The organism is Chryseobacterium gilvum (assembly GCF_025628965.1).
Classification (GTDB): Bacteria; Bacteroidota; Bacteroidia; order Flavobacteriales; family Weeksellaceae; genus Chryseobacterium; species Chryseobacterium gilvum.
The window spans coordinates 335256-352676 of sequence record NZ_JAOTEN010000002.1; the positions used below are offsets into that span (position 1 = coordinate 335256).

General features: G+C 36.9%; 20 protein-coding genes. 16 read left to right on the plus strand and 4 right to left on the minus strand.

Annotated features, from left to right (window positions below):
• Window positions 1-6 precede the first annotated feature (6 nt).
• From nrfD to ribH, 9 genes are all read left to right on the plus strand, one after another.
• The gene (gene nrfD, locus N0B16_RS08140) at window positions 7-1404 is read left to right on the plus strand and encodes an NrfD/PsrC family molybdoenzyme membrane anchor subunit (protein ID WP_262990316.1); all 1398 of its coding nucleotides are present in this window, start codon (window positions 7-9) and stop codon (window positions 1402-1404) included.
• Window positions 1391-1912, plus strand: coding sequence for a DUF3341 domain-containing protein (locus tag N0B16_RS08145; RefSeq protein ID WP_262990317.1), 522 nt, complete (start codon window positions 1391-1393; stop codon window positions 1910-1912). Before nrfD ends, N0B16_RS08145 begins: the two co-directional genes overlap by 14 nt.
• Window position 1913: 1 nt before the next feature.
• Window positions 1914-2588 carry a c-type cytochrome gene (locus N0B16_RS08150; RefSeq protein ID WP_262990318.1) on the plus strand — a complete coding sequence of 225 codons (675 nt, stop codon included), beginning with the start codon at window positions 1914-1916 and terminating at the stop codon, window positions 2586-2588.
• 8 nt (window positions 2589-2596) lie between these two features.
• Window positions 2597-3928, plus strand: a complete 1332-nt coding sequence (locus N0B16_RS08155) for a quinol:cytochrome C oxidoreductase (protein ID WP_262990319.1) — start codon at window positions 2597-2599, stop codon at window positions 3926-3928.
• A 94-nt stretch (window positions 3929-4022) separates the two neighbouring features.
• Complete coding sequence (locus N0B16_RS08160) at window positions 4023-5039, plus strand: hypothetical protein (protein ID WP_262990320.1); 1017 nt, start codon at window positions 4023-4025, stop codon at window positions 5037-5039.
• Window positions 5040-5088: 49 nt separating this feature from the next.
• Window positions 5089-6261 carry a hypothetical protein gene (locus tag N0B16_RS08165; RefSeq protein WP_262990321.1) on the plus strand — a complete coding sequence of 391 codons (1173 nt, stop codon included), beginning with the start codon at window positions 5089-5091 and terminating at the stop codon, window positions 6259-6261.
• 7 nt (window positions 6262-6268) lie between these two features.
• Entirely contained in the window at window positions 6269-6805 is a 537-nt protein-coding gene (locus N0B16_RS08170) for an adenine phosphoribosyltransferase (protein ID WP_262990776.1), read from the plus strand.
• Window positions 6806-6950: 145 nt separating this feature from the next.
• Window positions 6951-7658, plus strand: coding sequence for a tetratricopeptide repeat protein (locus N0B16_RS08175; protein ID WP_262990322.1), 708 nt, complete (start codon window positions 6951-6953; stop codon window positions 7656-7658).
• A 2-nt stretch (window positions 7659-7660) separates the two neighbouring features.
• A complete protein-coding gene (gene ribH / locus N0B16_RS08180; RefSeq protein ID WP_262990323.1) occupies window positions 7661-8176 on the plus strand; it encodes a 6,7-dimethyl-8-ribityllumazine synthase in 516 nt (171 codons plus the stop codon).
• Window positions 8177-8207: 31 nt separating this feature from the next.
• Here the strand turns inward: ribH and N0B16_RS08185 are convergent, their stop codons facing one another.
• From N0B16_RS08185 to N0B16_RS08195, 3 genes are read right to left on the minus strand one after another with little or no spacing between them, the layout of a single operon-like run.
• Complete coding sequence (locus tag N0B16_RS08185) at window positions 8208-9368, minus strand: glutathionylspermidine synthase family protein (protein WP_262990324.1); 1161 nt, start codon at window positions 9366-9368, stop codon at window positions 8208-8210.
• Window positions 9365-9697, minus strand: coding sequence for a hypothetical protein (locus tag N0B16_RS08190; protein ID WP_262990325.1), 333 nt, complete (start codon window positions 9695-9697; stop codon window positions 9365-9367). The genes N0B16_RS08185 and N0B16_RS08190 overlap by 4 nt, the downstream gene beginning before the upstream one ends.
• The gene (locus N0B16_RS08195) at window positions 9697-10023 is read right to left on the minus strand and encodes a hypothetical protein (RefSeq protein ID WP_262990326.1); all 327 of its coding nucleotides are present in this window, start codon (window positions 10021-10023) and stop codon (window positions 9697-9699) included. Before N0B16_RS08195 ends, N0B16_RS08190 begins: the two co-directional genes overlap by 1 nt.
• Window positions 10024-10089: 66 nt before the next feature.
• Here N0B16_RS08195 and ypfJ point away from each other — a divergent pair, with 66 nt between their 5' ends.
• The gene (gene ypfJ, locus N0B16_RS08200; protein ID WP_262990327.1) at window positions 10090-10941 is read left to right on the plus strand and encodes a KPN_02809 family neutral zinc metallopeptidase; all 852 of its coding nucleotides are present in this window, start codon (window positions 10090-10092) and stop codon (window positions 10939-10941) included.
• 35 nt (window positions 10942-10976) lie between these two features.
• Here ypfJ and N0B16_RS08205 read toward each other — a convergent pair whose 3' ends face one another.
• Window positions 10977-11804 carry a GLPGLI family protein gene (locus tag N0B16_RS08205; protein ID WP_262990328.1) on the minus strand — a complete coding sequence of 276 codons (828 nt, stop codon included), beginning with the start codon at window positions 11802-11804 and terminating at the stop codon, window positions 10977-10979.
• 146 nt (window positions 11805-11950) lie between these two features.
• Here N0B16_RS08205 and N0B16_RS08210 point away from each other — a divergent pair, with 146 nt between their 5' ends.
• From N0B16_RS08210 to N0B16_RS08235, 6 genes are all read left to right on the plus strand, one after another.
• Window positions 11951-12280: a HesB/IscA family protein gene (locus tag N0B16_RS08210; protein ID WP_262990330.1), complete on the plus strand. Its 330-nt coding sequence runs from the start codon at window positions 11951-11953 to the stop codon at window positions 12278-12280.
• A gap of 40 nt (window positions 12281-12320) precedes the next feature.
• Window positions 12321-12689 (plus strand): four helix bundle protein, encoded by a 369-nt coding sequence (locus N0B16_RS08215; protein WP_262990331.1) that lies wholly within the window; start codon window positions 12321-12323, stop codon window positions 12687-12689.
• Window positions 12690-12723: 34 nt separating this feature from the next.
• Window positions 12724-14172: a Fe-S cluster assembly protein SufB gene (gene sufB, locus N0B16_RS08220; RefSeq protein WP_262990332.1), complete on the plus strand. Its 1449-nt coding sequence runs from the start codon at window positions 12724-12726 to the stop codon at window positions 14170-14172.
• Between the two features lie 136 nt (window positions 14173-14308).
• On the plus strand, window positions 14309-15052 hold the full coding sequence (gene sufC / locus N0B16_RS08225) for a Fe-S cluster assembly ATPase SufC (protein ID WP_262990333.1): 744 nt from the start codon (window positions 14309-14311) through the stop codon (window positions 15050-15052).
• Between the two features lie 74 nt (window positions 15053-15126).
• A complete protein-coding gene (sufD, locus tag N0B16_RS08230; RefSeq protein WP_262990334.1) occupies window positions 15127-16434 on the plus strand; it encodes a Fe-S cluster assembly protein SufD in 1308 nt (435 codons plus the stop codon).
• A gap of 207 nt (window positions 16435-16641) precedes the next feature.
• Window positions 16642-17409 carry a rhomboid family intramembrane serine protease gene (locus tag N0B16_RS08235; protein WP_262990335.1) on the plus strand — a complete coding sequence of 256 codons (768 nt, stop codon included), beginning with the start codon at window positions 16642-16644 and terminating at the stop codon, window positions 17407-17409.
• The last annotated feature ends 12 nt before the right edge of the window (window positions 17410-17421 follow it).

Sequence of the window (17421 nt, forward strand, 5' to 3'; positions counted from 1 at the left end):
TAAAAAATGTCAGGACATTACGAAGCTCCGATAAGGGAACCTCTGATTATTGGTCACAAAACTTATCACGATATCACAGAAGATATTGCACGACCTATAGAAGAAAGAGCAGGAAAATTATGGTGGGTATCACTATATGCAGCCTTAGTTCTATTCATCTACGGATTTGGCTGTATCGCGTACACAATCGGGACAGGTATTGGAGCATGGGGGCTTAATAGAACTATTAACTGGGGTTGGGATATTACCAACTTTGTATGGTGGGTAGGTATTGGTCACGCCGGAACCTTAATCTCAGCAGTATTATTATTATTTAGACAGAGATGGAGAATGTCTGTAAACCGTTCTGCGGAAGCAATGACAATTTTCGCCGTTGTACAGGCAGCAATCTTCCCGGTAATTCACATGGGTAGAGTTTGGGTAGGATATTGGGTATTTCCTCTTCCTAACCAGTTTGGTTCTCTTTGGGGGAATTTTAACTCTCCTCTACTTTGGGACGTATTTGCAATCTCAACCTATTTCTCAGTATCAACAGTATTCTGGTTTATGGGATTGATTCCTGATTTTGCAATGATCAGAGACCGAGCAAAAACTCCATGGACTAAAAAAATATATACATTCCTGGCTTTCGGTTGGGGTGGAAAAGCAAAACACTGGCAAAGATTTGAAGAATTATCTTTAGTTCTTGCAGGATTAGCAACTCCTTTGGTATTCTCGGTACACACCACGGTATCTTTTGACTTTGCTACTTCGGTAATTAAAGGATGGCACTCTACGATCTATCCTCCTTACTTCGTTGCGGGTGCGATCTTCTCAGGATTTGCAATGGTACAGACGCTGTTGTTGATCGCCAGAAAAGTTTGTCATTTAGAAGATTACATTACCATGTATCATATCGAAATTATGAACATCGTAATCATCCTTACAGGGGGAATGGTAACAGTAGCCTATGCCACAGAATATTTTATCGGATGGTACTCCGGTTCAAGATACGAAGACTTTACCTATCTTTCACCGGGTGCTGCAACAGGACCTTACTGGTGGGCTTTCTGGTCACTGATTATCTGTAACCTTGTAATTCCTGCTTTGTTCTGGTTTAAGAGAGTAAGAACAAACATCCTTGCAACATTTATTATTGCATTAATTATCAACATCGGTATGTGGTTCGAACGTTTTGACATCATTGTTATCAACCTTTCAAGAGACTATTTACCTGGTTCTTGGACGATGTTTAAACCAACGATTATTGATGTAGGGGTATATTTAGGAACAATAGGGTTTTTCTCTGTACTATTCTTATTATATGCAAGAACATTCCCTGTCATTGCACAGGCAGAATTAAAATCTATTTTGAAAATCTCAGGTGAAACTTATAAAGCAAAAGAAGGAGATGAGCACCACTAAAATTGTATACGGACTTTATGCTGATGACGACGATCTGATGAACGGCGTTAAAGCATTCAACGATAAAGGGATCGCGATAAACGAAGTGTATACTCCGTTTCCGGTTCACGGATTAGACAAGGCTTTAGGATTAAAAAAAACAAGGATTTCTGATGCCGCATTCATTTATGCGCTGTATGGGGTAACCATCGGAAGTACAGTAACGTGGTACACGATGAATCATGACTGGCCTCAGTGGATCGGCGGTAAACCCGCTTTTGACTGGGCACATAACATGCCCGCATTTGTGGTTCCGATGTTTGAATTAATGGTATTTTGTGCCGCCCACATGATGTCTCTTACCTTCTTGGTTAGAAATAAAATGTATCCGGGATCTCCAGCTCAAAATCCGGATCCGAGAACAACAGATGACAAGTTTATGATGGAATTGCTAACGGATGATGTAGAATCTGTAAAACAGTTGCTTGTAGACACCGGAGTAGAAGAAATAACTGTTAAAGACGCTTAGAATGAAGAATACGGTATTAAAAATTACAGCTATTTTAAGTTTAACAACCGTTTTACTTAATTCTTGCGGACCAAAAGAAAACACTCCTTTAGTGTATTTCCCAGATATGTACTTTCCCGTAGCTTATGATCCATTGATGAAAGCGCAGGATGCATATTCAGATCATGAGAACGAAATTCCTGCATTTGTAAAAAACAATGGCGCTACAGGTCTTTCTCCTGTAGAAGGTTCTGTTGCACAAAATAAAGATGGCATTTTTGAAGAAGATAAACTTCCAAAAAATCCGGATGAATACAACGCAGGATATGACGCTTCAAAAACAATGACTTCTTCACCCTTGAATCCTGCTAATGCTGCAAAAGATATTGAAAGAGGTAAAATATTATTTGATCATACCTGTTCAGCATGTCACGGAACTGGTGGGGACGGACAAGGGCCAATCGTTCAGAGCGGAGCATATTCTGGTGTACCCAACTATGCCGACAGAGATATTACTGTAGGATCTGTTCATTATGTATTAACAAACGGTAGAAACGCGATGGGATCTTACGCAGGGCAGCTTAACCCGGGAGATCGATGGAGAGTAGCCATGTATGTAATCAGTGCCTTCAAAAAGAATGCAGCACCTACAGCAGCTACATCCGCAAAAACAGATTCTACCGCAACTAAAAAATAAGAAAAGAAATGTATAGTTTTTCACCAAAATTAAAATCAACTTCTATTATACTTCTTGTTGTAGGTTTAATTCTATTCGGGATCGGTTTTTTCTTGAATAAAGGAATTACGACGGAAAGAATAGAACAAATGATGGAAGCAGTGCATTCTTCCGGACATACAGCTCCTACTCACTCCAGTGAAATGGTGGGTCCGCAGGATCACGCCGCACATCTGGAGCATGCAACCATGCAGATTCACAATTCACCTTTGGCATCACTTCATTTTGTAGCTATATTTTTCTTCGGAGTAAGCTGTGCAGTATTGTTTTTTTATTGTATTCAGCATGCAGCTCACGCAGGATGGCCAATTATTATTACAAGAGTGATGGAAGCGATCGCTTCATATATTCCATACGGAGGTATTATCGTAGTGATATTGATGCTCTTGAATATTTTTCATCAGGGTCATTTATTCCACTGGATGGATCCTGAATTGACAGACCCAAATTCTGCACATTTTGATGTTATTTTATTTGAAAAGAAACGATTCTTAAATATTCCTTTCTACGCTATCAGAACGATTATCTATGTAGCCGGTGCATCATTCTTTTCATGGAAACTAAAAGCGCAGTCCAAGAAGGTAGATGACACAAAATCAAAAGTAGAATATCAAATGTTATACAGATGGGCAGTAGGATATATCGCATTCTTCGGATTTGCGTCTGCAGCTTGGGCATGGGACTGGTTGATGTCTATTGACCCGCACTGGTATTCTACCATGTATATCTGGTATTCTATGGTAAGCTGTTTATCAAGCGGAATCGCGGTAATCATTTTATTAAGTGTCTACTTAAAGAAAAACGGATTTTTACCTCAGTTCAATGATAATCACCTTCACGATCTGGGCGTATTTCTTTTCGCTACAAGTATGCTTTGGACGTATACCTGGTTCGCACAGTTTATGCTTTATTGGTATGCGAATGTACCGGAAGAAGTAAACTATTTCTTCGGAAGATTCCAGCATTACGGGACAACATTTTTACCAATGCTCATCATCAACTTCCTTTTACCATTATTGGTATTGGTAAGCAGCAGCATCAAGAGAAATTACAAAGTCGTTACTACAATGGCTGTCGTAGTAATCTTGGGACACCTTCTGGATTACTTTAATATGGTAATGCCGGGAACTGTAGGTCCTTTCTGGAAAACTCCTGAAATGCTCTTATTAATTGCAGGTTCAGTATTATTTATCGCGGGACTATTTATTTTTACAGTAATGTCTGCATTATCAAAACTGAAATTAATTCCTACAGGAAACCCATTCCTTCACGAATCTGAAATTTATGAATATCCTTTCTAAGGTTTTGTAACAAAATAAAAAACGAAAAGACTGATTGTTAAGATCAGTCTTTTTTTTTATTAAATAATGTGATTAAAAACTAATATCTGAAACCATGAAAAAAACATACCTGCTTACATTACTGTTTGTATTATTCTTAAATTTTCTAAACGCACAAACCATCACTTTTGTTTCCGAAAAAACCAATACACCGCTACCCAAAGTTTCTGTTTTTGGAAAAGATGGAAGCGTTTTAGCATTTTCTGATATAGACGGGAAAATTGACAAGAAATTACTCACGCCTGACCAGGAGAAATTTCAGTTGGTGTATGATAATTTTCCGGTAGCAAAGCTTTCGTATTCAGACTTTGATAAAAATATAATAAAGATAAACGATCGCGTAAAAGACATTGAAACAGTCGTCATTAAAAATAATAAGCCCGCAAAATATGTTTTTATCAAAGGGAACTTTAATACCTATGTCACCGTCAACAATAAACTTAACTGTTACGCAGACGGAATTGTAACCTACATTTTCGACAATAAAACCAAAAAATTAAAAAGCACGAATATTGAGCAGTATAGAATATACCGGTTGAAAGAAGCGGGCACGGAAAAGAAACAGGTCGGTTTATGGGATTATGGTTCCTCTTTAGAGGTTCCTAAAATGAAAAATGTAGGAAATATAGATGATTACAAGAAAAAAAATATGAAGTACAAAGAACTGAAAAGTGAGCACAAAGACGAAGTAGAACTTTCAGGGGAATATCTGCAGGAAAAAGAATTTGCCCTTTTTGGATACCGGTTTTTTGATGTTCGCGGAATTTTAAATATCGCTTTTGAAAAAGATTCTGAAAAAACACTCAGAGATCTTTTAGAATACAACGAAATACGTTTTTTAAAATTAAAGCATAAAAGTGAACCCAACTATAATCAGATCATCTCGTATATCAACTTCTACTCTACTGAGCTCGACTTTAAAAATGATGATTACATCGATAAAGTAAAATTTGACACAGATAACAGCAACTACAGCACAAAATTCTGGCAGAACTCATCGTTCCCGAATATGCAGATTATTTTCAGCTCATTTTTTAAAGATGACCTGAAAGAGCTTGAAAATAAAAAATAAAAAACTCTATTCATAAAGGTTTTACTAAATTTGCATCAAATCATAAAAAATGAAAAAGCTTACTTTGCTTCTTATTTTAAGTCTGCTTGTGTTTACATCATGTAAAAAAGACCATGTAGATGCGACCAGTACACAGACTTTACAGACCAGCATCAATGATATGGCGTCAAGCCTTAATACCATTCAGCAGATAAAATTCAACGAGGCGCTTTATATTTTAAAAACGTTCGGGGTAGAAGCTGAAGGAGATGTTGCAGAACTTAAAGCTTTGGGACAGTTGATCAACGGTAAGAAAGTTCCCGAAATCCTGTCAATGGCCGATCAGGTAGCACAGAAAAACGGAATCGATTGGGCAAGTACAGCGCCGCCATCATTAGGCGAAATGAATATCTTCGGCGACGATAAAGCTAAAGAAAGCGACCCTAATGACATCAGAGCAAACTCACTAAGCGTGATCACAACTTTATCCGGCGACACCGGAAACGGCCCTACTTCTATGCAGATTATACCAAGACTTGTAGATAATGCAGGAAAACCAATCGCATTTACAGGAGCTGCTCTGGAAACTACATTAGAAGTATACAGCAATGGTGTAAAACTTTCCACTGCGAGAAATCTGATGCAGGATAATAATTTCCGAGGCTTTAATCTACGATTCTCATCGTTGATGGCATCTAAAATTGCAGATAATAAAATTGATGTTACCGTTTCCGTTAAAACAACGCGAAAAACTTATAAAATGTCTAAAATCGGGTTAGAAGTAAACCCTTCTGCTCTGAAAGTGCCTGAAGTTCCGAAAACAGATTCTACAACAGTCATTGAAGATCCTAATGCAATTATTGATCCCAATAATCCTACAGGGACCGTTACAGATCCGGCTGCAGTAATACCTCCTAAATCTCCGGTAGCAGATCCTAAAAATACCGTCACTAAATTTTTAAGCAATGTAAGTTCCCAGAACCTCAAAGCTGCCTTTGACGCTTCAAGCAATCCAAGCTGGGGAAGTTATGAGTCATTCTCAAACCCTACTTCAGGTTTTGGATCTGTAAAAAATGTAAGTGTAAAAAACATCACCAACAATGGAACCAATGCCAATAATGCAAGCGTAAGCGCGACGTATGATGTAACCGACAAAAATGGTAAGATAACTTCGCTGAGAGCAACATTCGGGCTTAAAAACGTCAATGGAGAATGGAAAATCTCCAGCTATAAAATCAACTAATTCTAAAATGGCTTCACAGGAACTCATCAGCAAGCTCGAAAATACCATTGAAAACATTGCCGACTTCCCGATTCCCGGAATACAGTTTAAGGATATTTCACCTATTTTTCTTGATCCTCAATTGTATGAAGAAGTCATCGAAGATCTGGTTGCATTCAGCAAAGGAAAAATAGACGCTGTTTGCGGAATCGAAAGCCGTGGATATCTCTTTGGGATTGCTATTGCCGTAGCCTTGCAAGTTCCTTTCATCCTGATCAGGAAAAAAGGCAAACTGCCGCCGCCGCTTGTTTCAGAAAAATATGATCTGGAGTACGGAAGCGCAGAAATCGAAACGCGCAAAGGCCAGATCAAAAAAGGTCAGCGGATTTTAATTCACGATGATCTTCTAGCAACCGGCGGAACTACTGAAGCCGCTGCAAAATTAGTTAAGAAGCAAGGCGCAAAAGTAGTGCAGTTCAGTTTTCTCATAGGACTAAAGGATTTAAAAGGGGAAGAAAGGCTGAAAAGATTTAATGCGGAAATATATCATACCCTGGAATATTAATTTTATTATCCGTTCATAATCAATATAATTTTAATTAAAAAATATACGGTTTATAAAGAATTGATATTTGATTCAATAATAAATGCAAAGTATTTTGTAAATCACTCAGAAACAATTAAATTTGCAATTCAATTTTTAAGAATTTATGGCAAAGTTGGGAAAGAATGCTCCAAATGAGCAAGAAGGTAAGGAAACAGTGGAATTTTTTAAAGACCTCGACAGAGAAGCTTTAAACACAGAAAGATTCCTTGAAAGATATGCAAAACCATTGGGTATCGCTTTTGGGGTTTTAGTATTGGGAGTTTTAGGCTTTTTCGGATATCAGCAGTTTGTAGTGGCTCCAAAAAATACGGAAGCGGTAAAAACATATCTTGCAGCACAGAAAAACCTTACAGAAGGTAAAGACAAAGAAGCGCTTGGTGGGAAATCTGCGGCTAATCCCGGGTTTTTAGGAACTTACAATGAGTATCCTTCTACAAAAGTGGGCAAGCTTTCTGCATATAACGCTGGTCTATTAAAATTTAAAGAGGGAAAATTTCAGGAAGCATATGATCTTTTAGATAAATTTTCTTCAGATAATAAAACATTAATGGCCATGAAATTCGGCGCAATGGCAGATGCACAATCAGGATTAAATAAGAATGACGAAGCTTTGGCATTGCTGGACAAAGCAGCTGCTGCATCCAGTGATCCTTATACCTCTTATTTTTTCACAAGAAAAGCAGGGATTTTAGCTTTGGGGATGAAGAAAAAAGCAGATGCTAAAAAATACTTCGCAACCATTGATGAAAAGTTCCAGGACTACGATAACGGAATGTCTGATTCTTATATTGAAATGACTAAATATTACTAAACATGGCAACAGTTAATCTTTCAGATTACAAGCCACTTGATATAACCAATGCCGAAGATTTTTCTATCGGCATTGTTTTTTCGGAGTGGAATGATTTTGTAACCCATAATCTACGCGATGCAGCATTGGAAATTCTTAAAAAAGAAGGGGTAAAACCGGAAAACATTCGGGTATTTTCTGTTCCGGGTGCTTTTGAGCTTAATTATGCAAGCATGCAGCTTTGTAAGGAACGCAGGTTTGACGCAGTAATTTCCATAGGATGTGTAATCAGAGGCGAAACGCCGCATTTTGACTTTGTATGTGATGCCGTTGCGCAAGGCATTAAAGACTGTAACATTCTTACAGACACCCCTACTATTTTCTGTGTATTAACGGATGATACCAAAGAACAATCGATTGCCAGAAGCGGCGGTGATCTTGGAAATAAAGGCGTGGAAGCTGCTGTAACGGCTCTAAGCATGATCAATTTTAAGCGAAATCTTTCAGACAAAAAAGGAAATATCGGGTTTGGAAAATAACTAAATCTATATTAAATACAAAAGGAGCTTTTTACAGCTCCTTTTCTTTTATATGAATTTCATTATCATCAATTAAATGAGGAATAAACCTGCTCTGATTATTGGTAATCAGATGGATACTTTCCCTGATTCCGATTCCTGCAGATTCCTGGCCAATCACCCAGCTTCCGATGACGGGATAATTGCCTTCAAAGTGGGGTAGCTCAAATAACTGTTGATAAATAAAGCCTTCTTTTCCGTAATCTCCATTATTTTCTTCTACTGCAACATTATTTTTAAATATACTTACATTGGCTCCTTCTCTTGAATAAATCGGTTTTTTAACGAAATCTTTCAAACCTTTAGGCTCAAAATAACATTCCAATAAATACGGATGATCAGGAAACATTTCCCAGAGGACGGGTAAAATAGCCTTTGAGGAAAGAAGGATTTTCCAAACCGGCTCGATCCATTGAGACCTGAAATTATTTTTAATCAATCGATCCCCAAAACCGTCTTCCAGAATCCATTCGTAAGGATAGAGTTTAAAAATATATTCCATAATAGATCGGTCTCCGGCAATAAATTCTTCAATATCCTCTGTCCAGCCAATATCCTGAATGGGAATAAATTCTGTCTCAAAACCGGCTTGTGTAGCGCAATCTCTCATATATTCGACATTGGTTACATCTTCAATATTGGTTAATGATGCAAAATAAATATAATGCGGATTCATGTATTTTTTAAGATATATCCAATAATCAACCAGCTTTTCATGAATAGAATTGAACTGATCTTTATGAGGGAACATTTCCTGTAACCAATACCACTGGATCACAGAGGCTTCATACAAAGAAGTTGGCGTATCTGCATTGAATTCGAGCAGCTTCAAATGCTCGCCGTCAAAACCAAAATCAAACCTCCCGTAAACAGAAGGATGATCTTCTTCCCAGGTTGTAATGATATAGTTTCTAAATGATTCAGGAATATTAAATCGATCCCAAAGGTTTTTCTCAATAACATACTCCACAGCCTGAAGGCACATTTGCCATAATTCAGTCGTTGCATTTTCTATTTTGTTGATTTCCTCTAATGAAAACTCGTAATAATGGCTTTCATCCCAATAAAGGCCTTCCAGAGAATGATACCCAAATCCAAGGTTTTCAAGTTTATGTTCCCAGTTTTTCCGGAATTGTGACGGTACTCTTTTCATGACGATGCTCTGAAACCACTTCTTCCCAATCCTCCTCTTACCACGCTTCCCTTGTAAGAACTTCTCCCGATATTAGATTTTGCACTGATCGCATCGCTGTAATACCCTGTTCTTCGATAAGCGCCGTTGCTGAATGCACCATATGGACGAAATGCATGATACAACAAGAAACCGGTCATAAAACCGTGCGATCTGGAGTAAGAAGCCGTTGTATCGGATCTCATATACACCTTTTTTTCGTTACTCCACTGGTCTTTTGGTGTTTCCTGAGAGCAGGCCGTAAGAATTCCGGTAACGAAAAGTAGTTTAATTGAACTTGATTTTTTCATTACTGCACGGTTATATAAAATTCGTAATCTTTTTTTACCTTGGTGCTGTGCTCATTGCCTTTTTCGTCTTCCACAATCTGCAATGTATCGCCTAAATCCGGAATGGTATCTTTAGTGATGATCTCTCTGAAGAGTTTATTATTTTTCCAGATTTTATGTTTTGTAGTTAATACATCTGCGGAATCCATATGCTGCACAGAAAGCTCGGTTTCAATAGCAGATTTTTTATCGACATTTTTAACTTCATCTTCTTTTTCTTCTTTATCATTACAAGCTGTAACGCTTATCAACCCTAAAAATAAAAGGGCAATTTGAATTTTTCTCACTTTAATTGTAATTTTTGACAAAATTATTATTTAAAATTTTAAATTTACACATAAAAATAATAAACAATGAAATGGACAGACGACAGAAGTGGTAATGTGGATGACAGAAGAGGCTCTGGAGGTGGCGCCATCGTAGGCGGCGGATTAGGTACTTTAATCATTGCAGCCATCGTATTTTTTCTGGGAGGCGATCCTTCGGCGATCCTTTCGAGCGGTGCTGGGAATTCTTCACAGCAAACAGAACAAAGACAGCTTGACCAGAATGAATTGCAGGTTGGTGAATTTATTAAAATGATTACCGCTGAAAACGAAGAAACCTGGACAAAGATTTTCAATGATAACGGAATGCAGTTTCAGCCTGCAAAAGTGGTTTTGTTTGAGTCTCAGACACAATCCGGTTGTGGAACTGCACAATCTGCAATGGGGCCGTTTTATTGCCCAGCCGATCAGACCGTTTATATGGATATGAGCTTTTTTAATGAACTTCAGGAAAAATTCGGGGCAAAAGTTACAGAATTTACCATTGCGTATGTACTGGCTCACGAAATGGGTCACCATATGCAAAATCTTTTAGGAACTTTAGGAAAGACAGATCAGCTCAGAAGAAGCGGGAAATATTCTGAAGAAGAAATGAACAGGGTTTCTGTAGCTACAGAGCTTCAGGCAGATTTCTATGCAGGAGTCTGGTCAAGAAATTCTAATGAAAGAGAGCATTTTCTGGAACCCGGAGATTTAGAATCTGCGGTAAGCGCGGCAGAAGCAGTGGGTGATGATAATATCCAGAAAAAATCACAGGGATATGTCAATCAGGAAAGTTTTACACACGGCTCATCCGCACAGCGTAAAGAATGGTTTATGAAAGGCTATAATACCGGTGATATCAAACAGGGAGATACCTTTAATCAACTTTTAAGATAAAACAAAAATTCCTGAAGAAATTCTTCAGGAATTTTTTATTTCAATTCTATAGGATTGCTGTTTCTTTTAGCTTCATCTTTTACTCTTTCTTCCATCCTTTTTCTCATATCACCTTGGTTCTGACCTCCTTGCCCGCCATTTCCCATTCTAAGGCCACCTCCACCGCCTTGCGTCATGAAAGACATAGGATCCGTCTTGAATTTTTCCTGCTGCTTTACAAAATCAGAACGTTTTACCTTAATCACATTTCCGAATTGGCTCATCGTAGGAAACTCACTGATCTTATAATTTTTCATTAAATCAAATGAATAATCGCCCTGAGAATCTTCTGCTTTTACAATTAAGCCCGGAAGTCCGGAAAATTTATACGGCCCGTCCTGATAGGGAAGATCAGTTGTAAACCAGGCTGTCCATTTTCTTCCACCAAAATCGGTTTCTGCCTTCTGCACTTTATACTCCCCTATTTTTGTGGTCTCCGGGAAAATTTTCCAGGTCAGAGCGCGGTCTTCTTCATAAGAATATTGATCTCTGCCTAAACGGTCTCGGTAAAAAGTTTTCTGATATTTTTTATCTTTCTCGATAGAATAGTTGATATTGGATCTCAACCCTTCCATTTGCTCCCTGTTAAAACTTCTGGCTCCGCCGCTTTGAAAATTTTTCTGCATGATAGAATCTCTTTTCAGTCTGTTTTCTGAATAAAACATTGATTTTTCTGCAGAGATATCTAAATATGCATTTTCCGTTTTAATATCATTTTTATTGCCCGCATCGGGTTTCATCGTAACCTGATATACAAATCTGTTGGTTTGGGCAAAAGTAGCCTGTATCAATAAGGATAATGCAAGAATGCCTATTTTTTTCATTTTCTAATTAATTTATTATTTTGATCTTAGAATCGAGGCAAAGTTAAAGCTATCAATATTAAAAATCGATAAAATAAAAACGTCAATTTTTATTTCATGATTATTGTTCGTATTTTTGTAGCATTAAATCATTCTAAATAAATACAATGATAAAAGTTTCAGATCAAGCAAAGGAAAAAGCCATTCAGCTGATGACAGAAGAAGGCTATAATCCTGCTGAAGATTATATAAGAGTAGGTGTAAAAAGCGGAGGATGTTCAGGACTGGAATATGTTTTAGGCTTTGATAACAAAAAAAACGATACCGATCAGATTTTTGAAGATAATAACATCAAGATTGTTGTAGAAAAAAAATCAATTCTTTATTTGGCAGGTACCGTTCTCGAATATTCAGGAGGATTAAACGGAAAAGGGTTTGTTTTTAACAATCCTAATGCAGCCAGAACATGTGGCTGCGGAGAGAGTTTCTCTTTGTAATTATTAAAAGATTAAATAATTAAACATTAAAATATTATTGATGGCTGTAGAATTTGAAAGCTTTGAAGTTTACAAGCAAGCTGCTAATCTTACAAAAAATATTTTTAATCTTTTAGGCAAAGAAAAATTTAAAAAAGAATTTGAATTGACAAACCAAATTAAAAGAGCCGTTTTATCAATTACAAATAACATTGCAGAAGGCAGTGAATATAATAACAATGCGCAATTTATTAGATATTTAAAATACTCTAAAGGAAGCTGTGGAGAAGTAAGAAATATGTTAAACCTCTGTTTGATGCTATATGAAGAAGATACAACCGATTTAATTAATGATTGTAAAATAATTTCAAAACAATTGTCAAAATTTATTGATTATCTATCTAAAACTGATAATAGGAAGCGAAACTAATTTTTAATCATTTAATTTTTTAATCATTTAATAAATGTCAAAATACACTGAAGACGATTTACGCGTCGATTTAGAAAATAAAAAATACGAGTTCGGCTGGGAAACCAAAATCGATTACGAAGATTTTCCGATCGGTCTGAATGAAGATATCGTACGTGCAATCTCCGCTAAAAAGGAAGAGCCGGAATGGATGACAGAATGGCGGTTGGAATCTTTTAAGATCTGGCTGAAAATGCAGGAACCAACCTGGGCAAATATTAAATATGAGAAACCTGATTTTCAGGCAATTAAATATTACGCTGCTCCGAAAGCTAAACCTGAACTGGAAAGTTTAGATGAAGTAGACCCGGAATTATTGGCCACTTTTGCGAAATTGGGGATCAATATCGAGGAACAAAAAAGACTTTCCGGAGTTGCTGTAGACATTGTCATAGACTCTGTTTCAGTAAAAACCACTTTTCAGCATACCTTAGCAGAGAAAGGAATCATTTTCTGCTCCATTTCGGAAGCTATTAAAAATCACCCGGATTTGGTAAGAAAATATCTTGGGAAAGTAGTTCCGAGAGGAGATAATTTTTATGCAGCGCTCAATTCCGCAGTGTTTTCTGACGGAAGTTTCTGCTATATTCCAAAAGGCGTACGATGCCCGATGGAACTATCAACTTATTTCAGAATCAATCAGGCAGGAACAGGCCAGTTTGAAAGAACGCTTGTAATTGCCGATGAGGGAAGCTATGTTTCTTATCTAGAAGGCTGTACAGCGCCATCAAGGGACGAAAACCAGCTTCACGCCGCAGTTGTCGAGCTGATCGCTTTGGATAATGCCGAAATAAAATATTCTACCGTTCAAAACTGGTATCCCGGAAATGAAGAAGGAAAAGGAGGGGTTTTTAATTTCGTAACCAAAAGAGGACTTTGCGAAAGAAAAGCGAAAATCTCATGGACCCAAGTAGAAACAGGCTCTGCCGTAACCTGGAAATACCCTTCATGTATTTTGAAAGGGGATGGCTCAATTGGCGAGTTTTACTCAATTGCCGTCACCAACAATCATCAGTATGCCGATACGGGAACCAAGATGATTCACATCGGAAGAAATACGAAATCAACGATAATTTCCAAAGGAATTTCTGCCGGGAAATCCCAAAACTCATACCGCGGATTGGTAAAAGTAATGCCTTCTGCTAAAGGAGCCAGAAACTTTTCTCAATGTGATTCTTTATTAATGGGAAATGAATGTGGTGCACATACTTTCCCCTATATTGAAATTAAAGATCCCACAGCACAGTTAGAACATGAAGCGACGACTTCGAAAATCGGGGAAGATCAGATTTTCTACTGTAACCAGCGGGGAATCGATACCGAACGAGCAATTGCTTTGATTGTAAATGGTTTCAGTAAAGAGGTTTTAAATAAATTGCCGATGGAATTTGCTATTGAAGCTCAGAAACTATTGGAAATTTCGCTGGAAGGTTCTGTAGGATAAAATATACGGTCCTGATAAATTTTAAATATAAATAAAACGAAATAGTATTTCATTGATAAGCGTGAGCGACTTTGTTTATCTTAAGAAACAAAGGAGATTAAAAATCTTAGTTTAGCCTTGCGATAAATTTAAATGTATGTTAGAAATTAAAAACTTATATGCCAGAATTGAAGATGGCGCACAAATATTAAAAGGAATTAATCTTGAAATAAAGCCCGGTGAAGTTCACGCTATTATGGGTCCCAACGGAGCAGGGAAATCTACCCTTTCATCTGTCATTGCAGGGAAAGAAGATTATGAAGTTACCGAAGGAGAAATTCTTTTTCAAGGTGAAAATATCATCGAAGATGCCCCTGAAGAAAGAGCGCACAAAGGTATTTTCTTATCTTTTCAGTATCCTGTAGAAATCCCGGGAGTTTCTGTAACCAATTTTATCAAGGCGGCTTTAAATGAAAACAGAAAAGCCAACGGTTTAGACGAGATGTCTGCAAAAGACATGTTGGGAATGATTCGTGAAAAGTCTGAAAAATTAGGAATCAAAAAAGATTTCCTTTCAAGATCATTGAACGAAGGGTTTTCAGGAGGTGAAAAAAAGAGAAATGAGATTTTCCAGATGATGATGCTGAATCCGAAATTAGCTATTCTTGACGAAACCGATTCAGGTCTTGACATTGATGCTTTAAGAATTGTTGCGGATGGCGTAAACACATTTAAAAACGAAGGGAATGCCGTTCTTTTGATTACGCATTACCAAAGATTGCTGAATTACATACAGCCTGATTTTGTTCATGTACTGGCCAACGGAAGAATCATCAAAACCGGCGATAAATCTTTAGCTTTAGAGTTGGAAGAAAAAGGATACGACTGGCTTTTGAATTAATGTAAAGCAAGCATTTAAGAATTAAAAATTAAACGAAATTTTGTCATCTTAGAAAGGCAATAAACGTTCAGATAATGAGTTTAAACGAACAAATTTTAAATAATCACAACGAATTTCTCAGCACACTTCGCCATCGTTTCCTGGATGAAACGAGGGTTGTGGCTTTAGAAAAATTTCAAAAAGTGGGGTTTCCTACTAAGAAAGACGAAGAGTATAAGTATACCAATATCAAAGAAATCATAGAAAAAGACTATAGTTTTTTTCCTAAAGAAAGTCATCATATTACCCGAGAACAGGTGGATGAGCTTCGTCTGGGAGAAGAAAATTTTGATTCTATCGTTTTTATAAACGGTTTTCTCCGCAAAGAGTTTTCTACCATATCAATAGAAAATGCCGAGTTTTTATCGTTTAATTATGCTCTGAATGATGAGAAACATAAAGATGTTTTTGATCATTATTTTAATACCATTGCTGCAAAAGATCTGGCTTTCACCAATCTGAATGAAGCTTACTGTAAGCATGGGTTTTTCCTGAAGGTTCCAAAGAATGTGATTATTGAAAAACCAATTCATATTTTTTATCTCTCACAAAATCAGGAAGAAAATACCATCTATAATACGCGGAATTTATTAATCGTAGAAGAAGGCGCAAAAGTAGAAATTATCGAAAGCCATCATAATTTTGACACTTCGTATGTGTTTACCAACTCTGTAACTGAGATTTTTACACATCAGAATGCAAAAGCAGACTGGCACAAGCTTCAGAATGATAATGATACTTCTTATCTGGTAGATCACACCTTTGCAAAACAGGAGAGAGACAGCTTAACGACAGTAAATACGTTTTCCTTTGGCGGGAAAATCATCAGAAATAATCTTGATTTTATTCATAACGGACAGAATATCAATTCTTTCATGAATGGCATTACGATCATCGGAAAAAACCAGCTTGTGGATCACCATACTGCAGTTCATCATAATCAGCCAAACTGTGAAAGTTATCAGAATTACAAAGGTATTTTTAAAGACCAGTCTCATGGCGTCTTTAATGGAAAAGTGTTTGTAGATAAACTGGCTCAGAAAACCAATGCATATCAGCAGAATAATAACGTTTTATTGAGTGAAGGTGCTTCTATTGATACCAAACCTCAGCTGGAAATTTTTGCAGACGATGTGAAATGTTCTCATGGATGTACTGTTGGCCAATTAAATAAAGACGCTTTATTTTATTTAAGAGCAAGAGGAATCTCTAAAAAAGAAGCTCAGGCACTTTTATTGTTTGCTTTCGCCAATGATGCAATTCAAAACATTGATATTGAACCTTTAAAAGAAAAGATTTCAAAACTTTTATCTGAAAAACTGGAGGTTGGAATTGAATTCTAAGAAAAATTATACATCATAAAAAAGCACTTCAAAATCGTGAAGTGCTTTTTTATTATACATCCATTTAAGTGAAACCGCTTTATATGATTATTAAATAACAGGAATCCTGAAATCGTTACATTTTGTCTTATAATATTGTACAAAAATAAAATCTTCGACAAATTTTCCGAAAAAAATGATTGGCTTTTGATTTGACACACTGTAAGTATGTTAAAGAATGTAATTTACAAAAAAGCGATCATTAGTCCCCTTATTATGTTGGGCGCGATGTGGTTGGGATATTTTTTACAGATGCAGGGCTTTTTTGCAAGTTGCTTTGGTGCTATCATCCCTTTATTGCCAGAAGGTCTTTTGGGAATTATCACTTCGCCTTTATTACATGGAAGCATTGATCATATTGTAGGAAATTCTATTCCCATTACAATTCTGATGTTTCTCCTTTATCAATTTTATCCTTTAGTGGCCAATAAGGTATTTATCATCGGTTGGTTAGCAACAGGATTATTGCTTTGGCTTCTGCCTCCTGTAGATATTATGACCGGAGAATATCTCTATACCTGTACTATCGGAGCAAGTGGCGTAGTATATGTGTTGGCTTTTTTTCTGTTCTTCAGCGGTATCTTTAGATGGAATATGACACTGCTTACCATTTCTCTTCTTGTTGTTTTATATTATGGAAGCTTGATTTGGGGAATGTTTCCTGAAGAGCTTTTTTACAATCTGCAAAAACCGAGTACCATTTCCTGGCAGGCGCATCTTTCCGGTGCTGTTGTCGGAAGCATCCTTGCTTTTATATTTAAGAATATCGGCGAAAAAAAGAAAAAATACATCTGGGAGTTTCCTAATTATTACAGTGAAAAAGATGATAAGCTGTGGCAGGAATATAAAGAGAATCATCCCGAAGATTTTTTAGAGTTGCCATACAAGAAAAGGGATGACATTTGGGACCGCCTGGATGAATTAAGAAAAAAATAATCTTATTTTAGT

Bases quoted from the DNA above. Each gene is read 5' to 3' on its own strand.
- N0B16_RS08165 (WP_262990321.1), top strand. From the start codon at position 5,089: ATGAAAAAGCTTACTTTGCTTCTTATTTTAAGTCTGCTTGTGTTTACA.
- ypfJ (WP_262990327.1), top strand. From the start codon at position 10,090: ATGAAATGGACAGACGACAGAAGTGGTAATGTGGATGACAGAAGAGGC.
- N0B16_RS08190 (WP_262990325.1), bottom strand. From the start codon at position 9,697: ATGAAAAAATCAAGTTCAATTAAACTACTTTTCGTTACCGGAATTCTT.
- N0B16_RS08215 (WP_262990331.1), top strand. From the start codon at position 12,321: ATGGCTGTAGAATTTGAAAGCTTTGAAGTTTACAAGCAAGCTGCTAAT.
- N0B16_RS08235 (WP_262990335.1), top strand. From the start codon at position 16,642: ATGTTAAAGAATGTAATTTACAAAAAAGCGATCATTAGTCCCCTTATT.
- N0B16_RS08145 (WP_262990317.1), top strand. From the start codon at position 1,391: ATGAGCACCACTAAAATTGTATACGGACTTTATGCTGATGACGACGAT.
- N0B16_RS08155 (WP_262990319.1), top strand. From the start codon at position 2,597: ATGTATAGTTTTTCACCAAAATTAAAATCAACTTCTATTATACTTCTT.
- sufC (WP_262990333.1), top strand. From the start codon at position 14,309: ATGTTAGAAATTAAAAACTTATATGCCAGAATTGAAGATGGCGCACAA.
- N0B16_RS08175 (WP_262990322.1), top strand. From the start codon at position 6,951: ATGGCAAAGTTGGGAAAGAATGCTCCAAATGAGCAAGAAGGTAAGGAA.
- N0B16_RS08210 (WP_262990330.1), top strand. From the start codon at position 11,951: ATGATAAAAGTTTCAGATCAAGCAAAGGAAAAAGCCATTCAGCTGATG.
- nrfD (WP_262990316.1), top strand. From the start codon at position 7: ATGTCAGGACATTACGAAGCTCCGATAAGGGAACCTCTGATTATTGGT.
- sufD (WP_262990334.1), top strand. From the start codon at position 15,127: ATGAGTTTAAACGAACAAATTTTAAATAATCACAACGAATTTCTCAGC.
- ribH (WP_262990323.1), top strand. From the start codon at position 7,661: ATGGCAACAGTTAATCTTTCAGATTACAAGCCACTTGATATAACCAAT.
- N0B16_RS08185 (WP_262990324.1), bottom strand. From the start codon at position 9,368: ATGAAAAGAGTACCGTCACAATTCCGGAAAAACTGGGAACATAAACTT.
- N0B16_RS08160 (WP_262990320.1), top strand. From the start codon at position 4,023: ATGAAAAAAACATACCTGCTTACATTACTGTTTGTATTATTCTTAAAT.
- N0B16_RS08170 (WP_262990776.1), top strand. From the start codon at position 6,269: ATGGCTTCACAGGAACTCATCAGCAAGCTCGAAAATACCATTGAAAAC.
- sufB (WP_262990332.1), top strand. From the start codon at position 12,724: ATGTCAAAATACACTGAAGACGATTTACGCGTCGATTTAGAAAATAAA.
- N0B16_RS08205 (WP_262990328.1), bottom strand. From the start codon at position 11,804: ATGAAAAAAATAGGCATTCTTGCATTATCCTTATTGATACAGGCTACT.
- N0B16_RS08150 (WP_262990318.1), top strand. From the start codon at position 1,914: ATGAAGAATACGGTATTAAAAATTACAGCTATTTTAAGTTTAACAACC.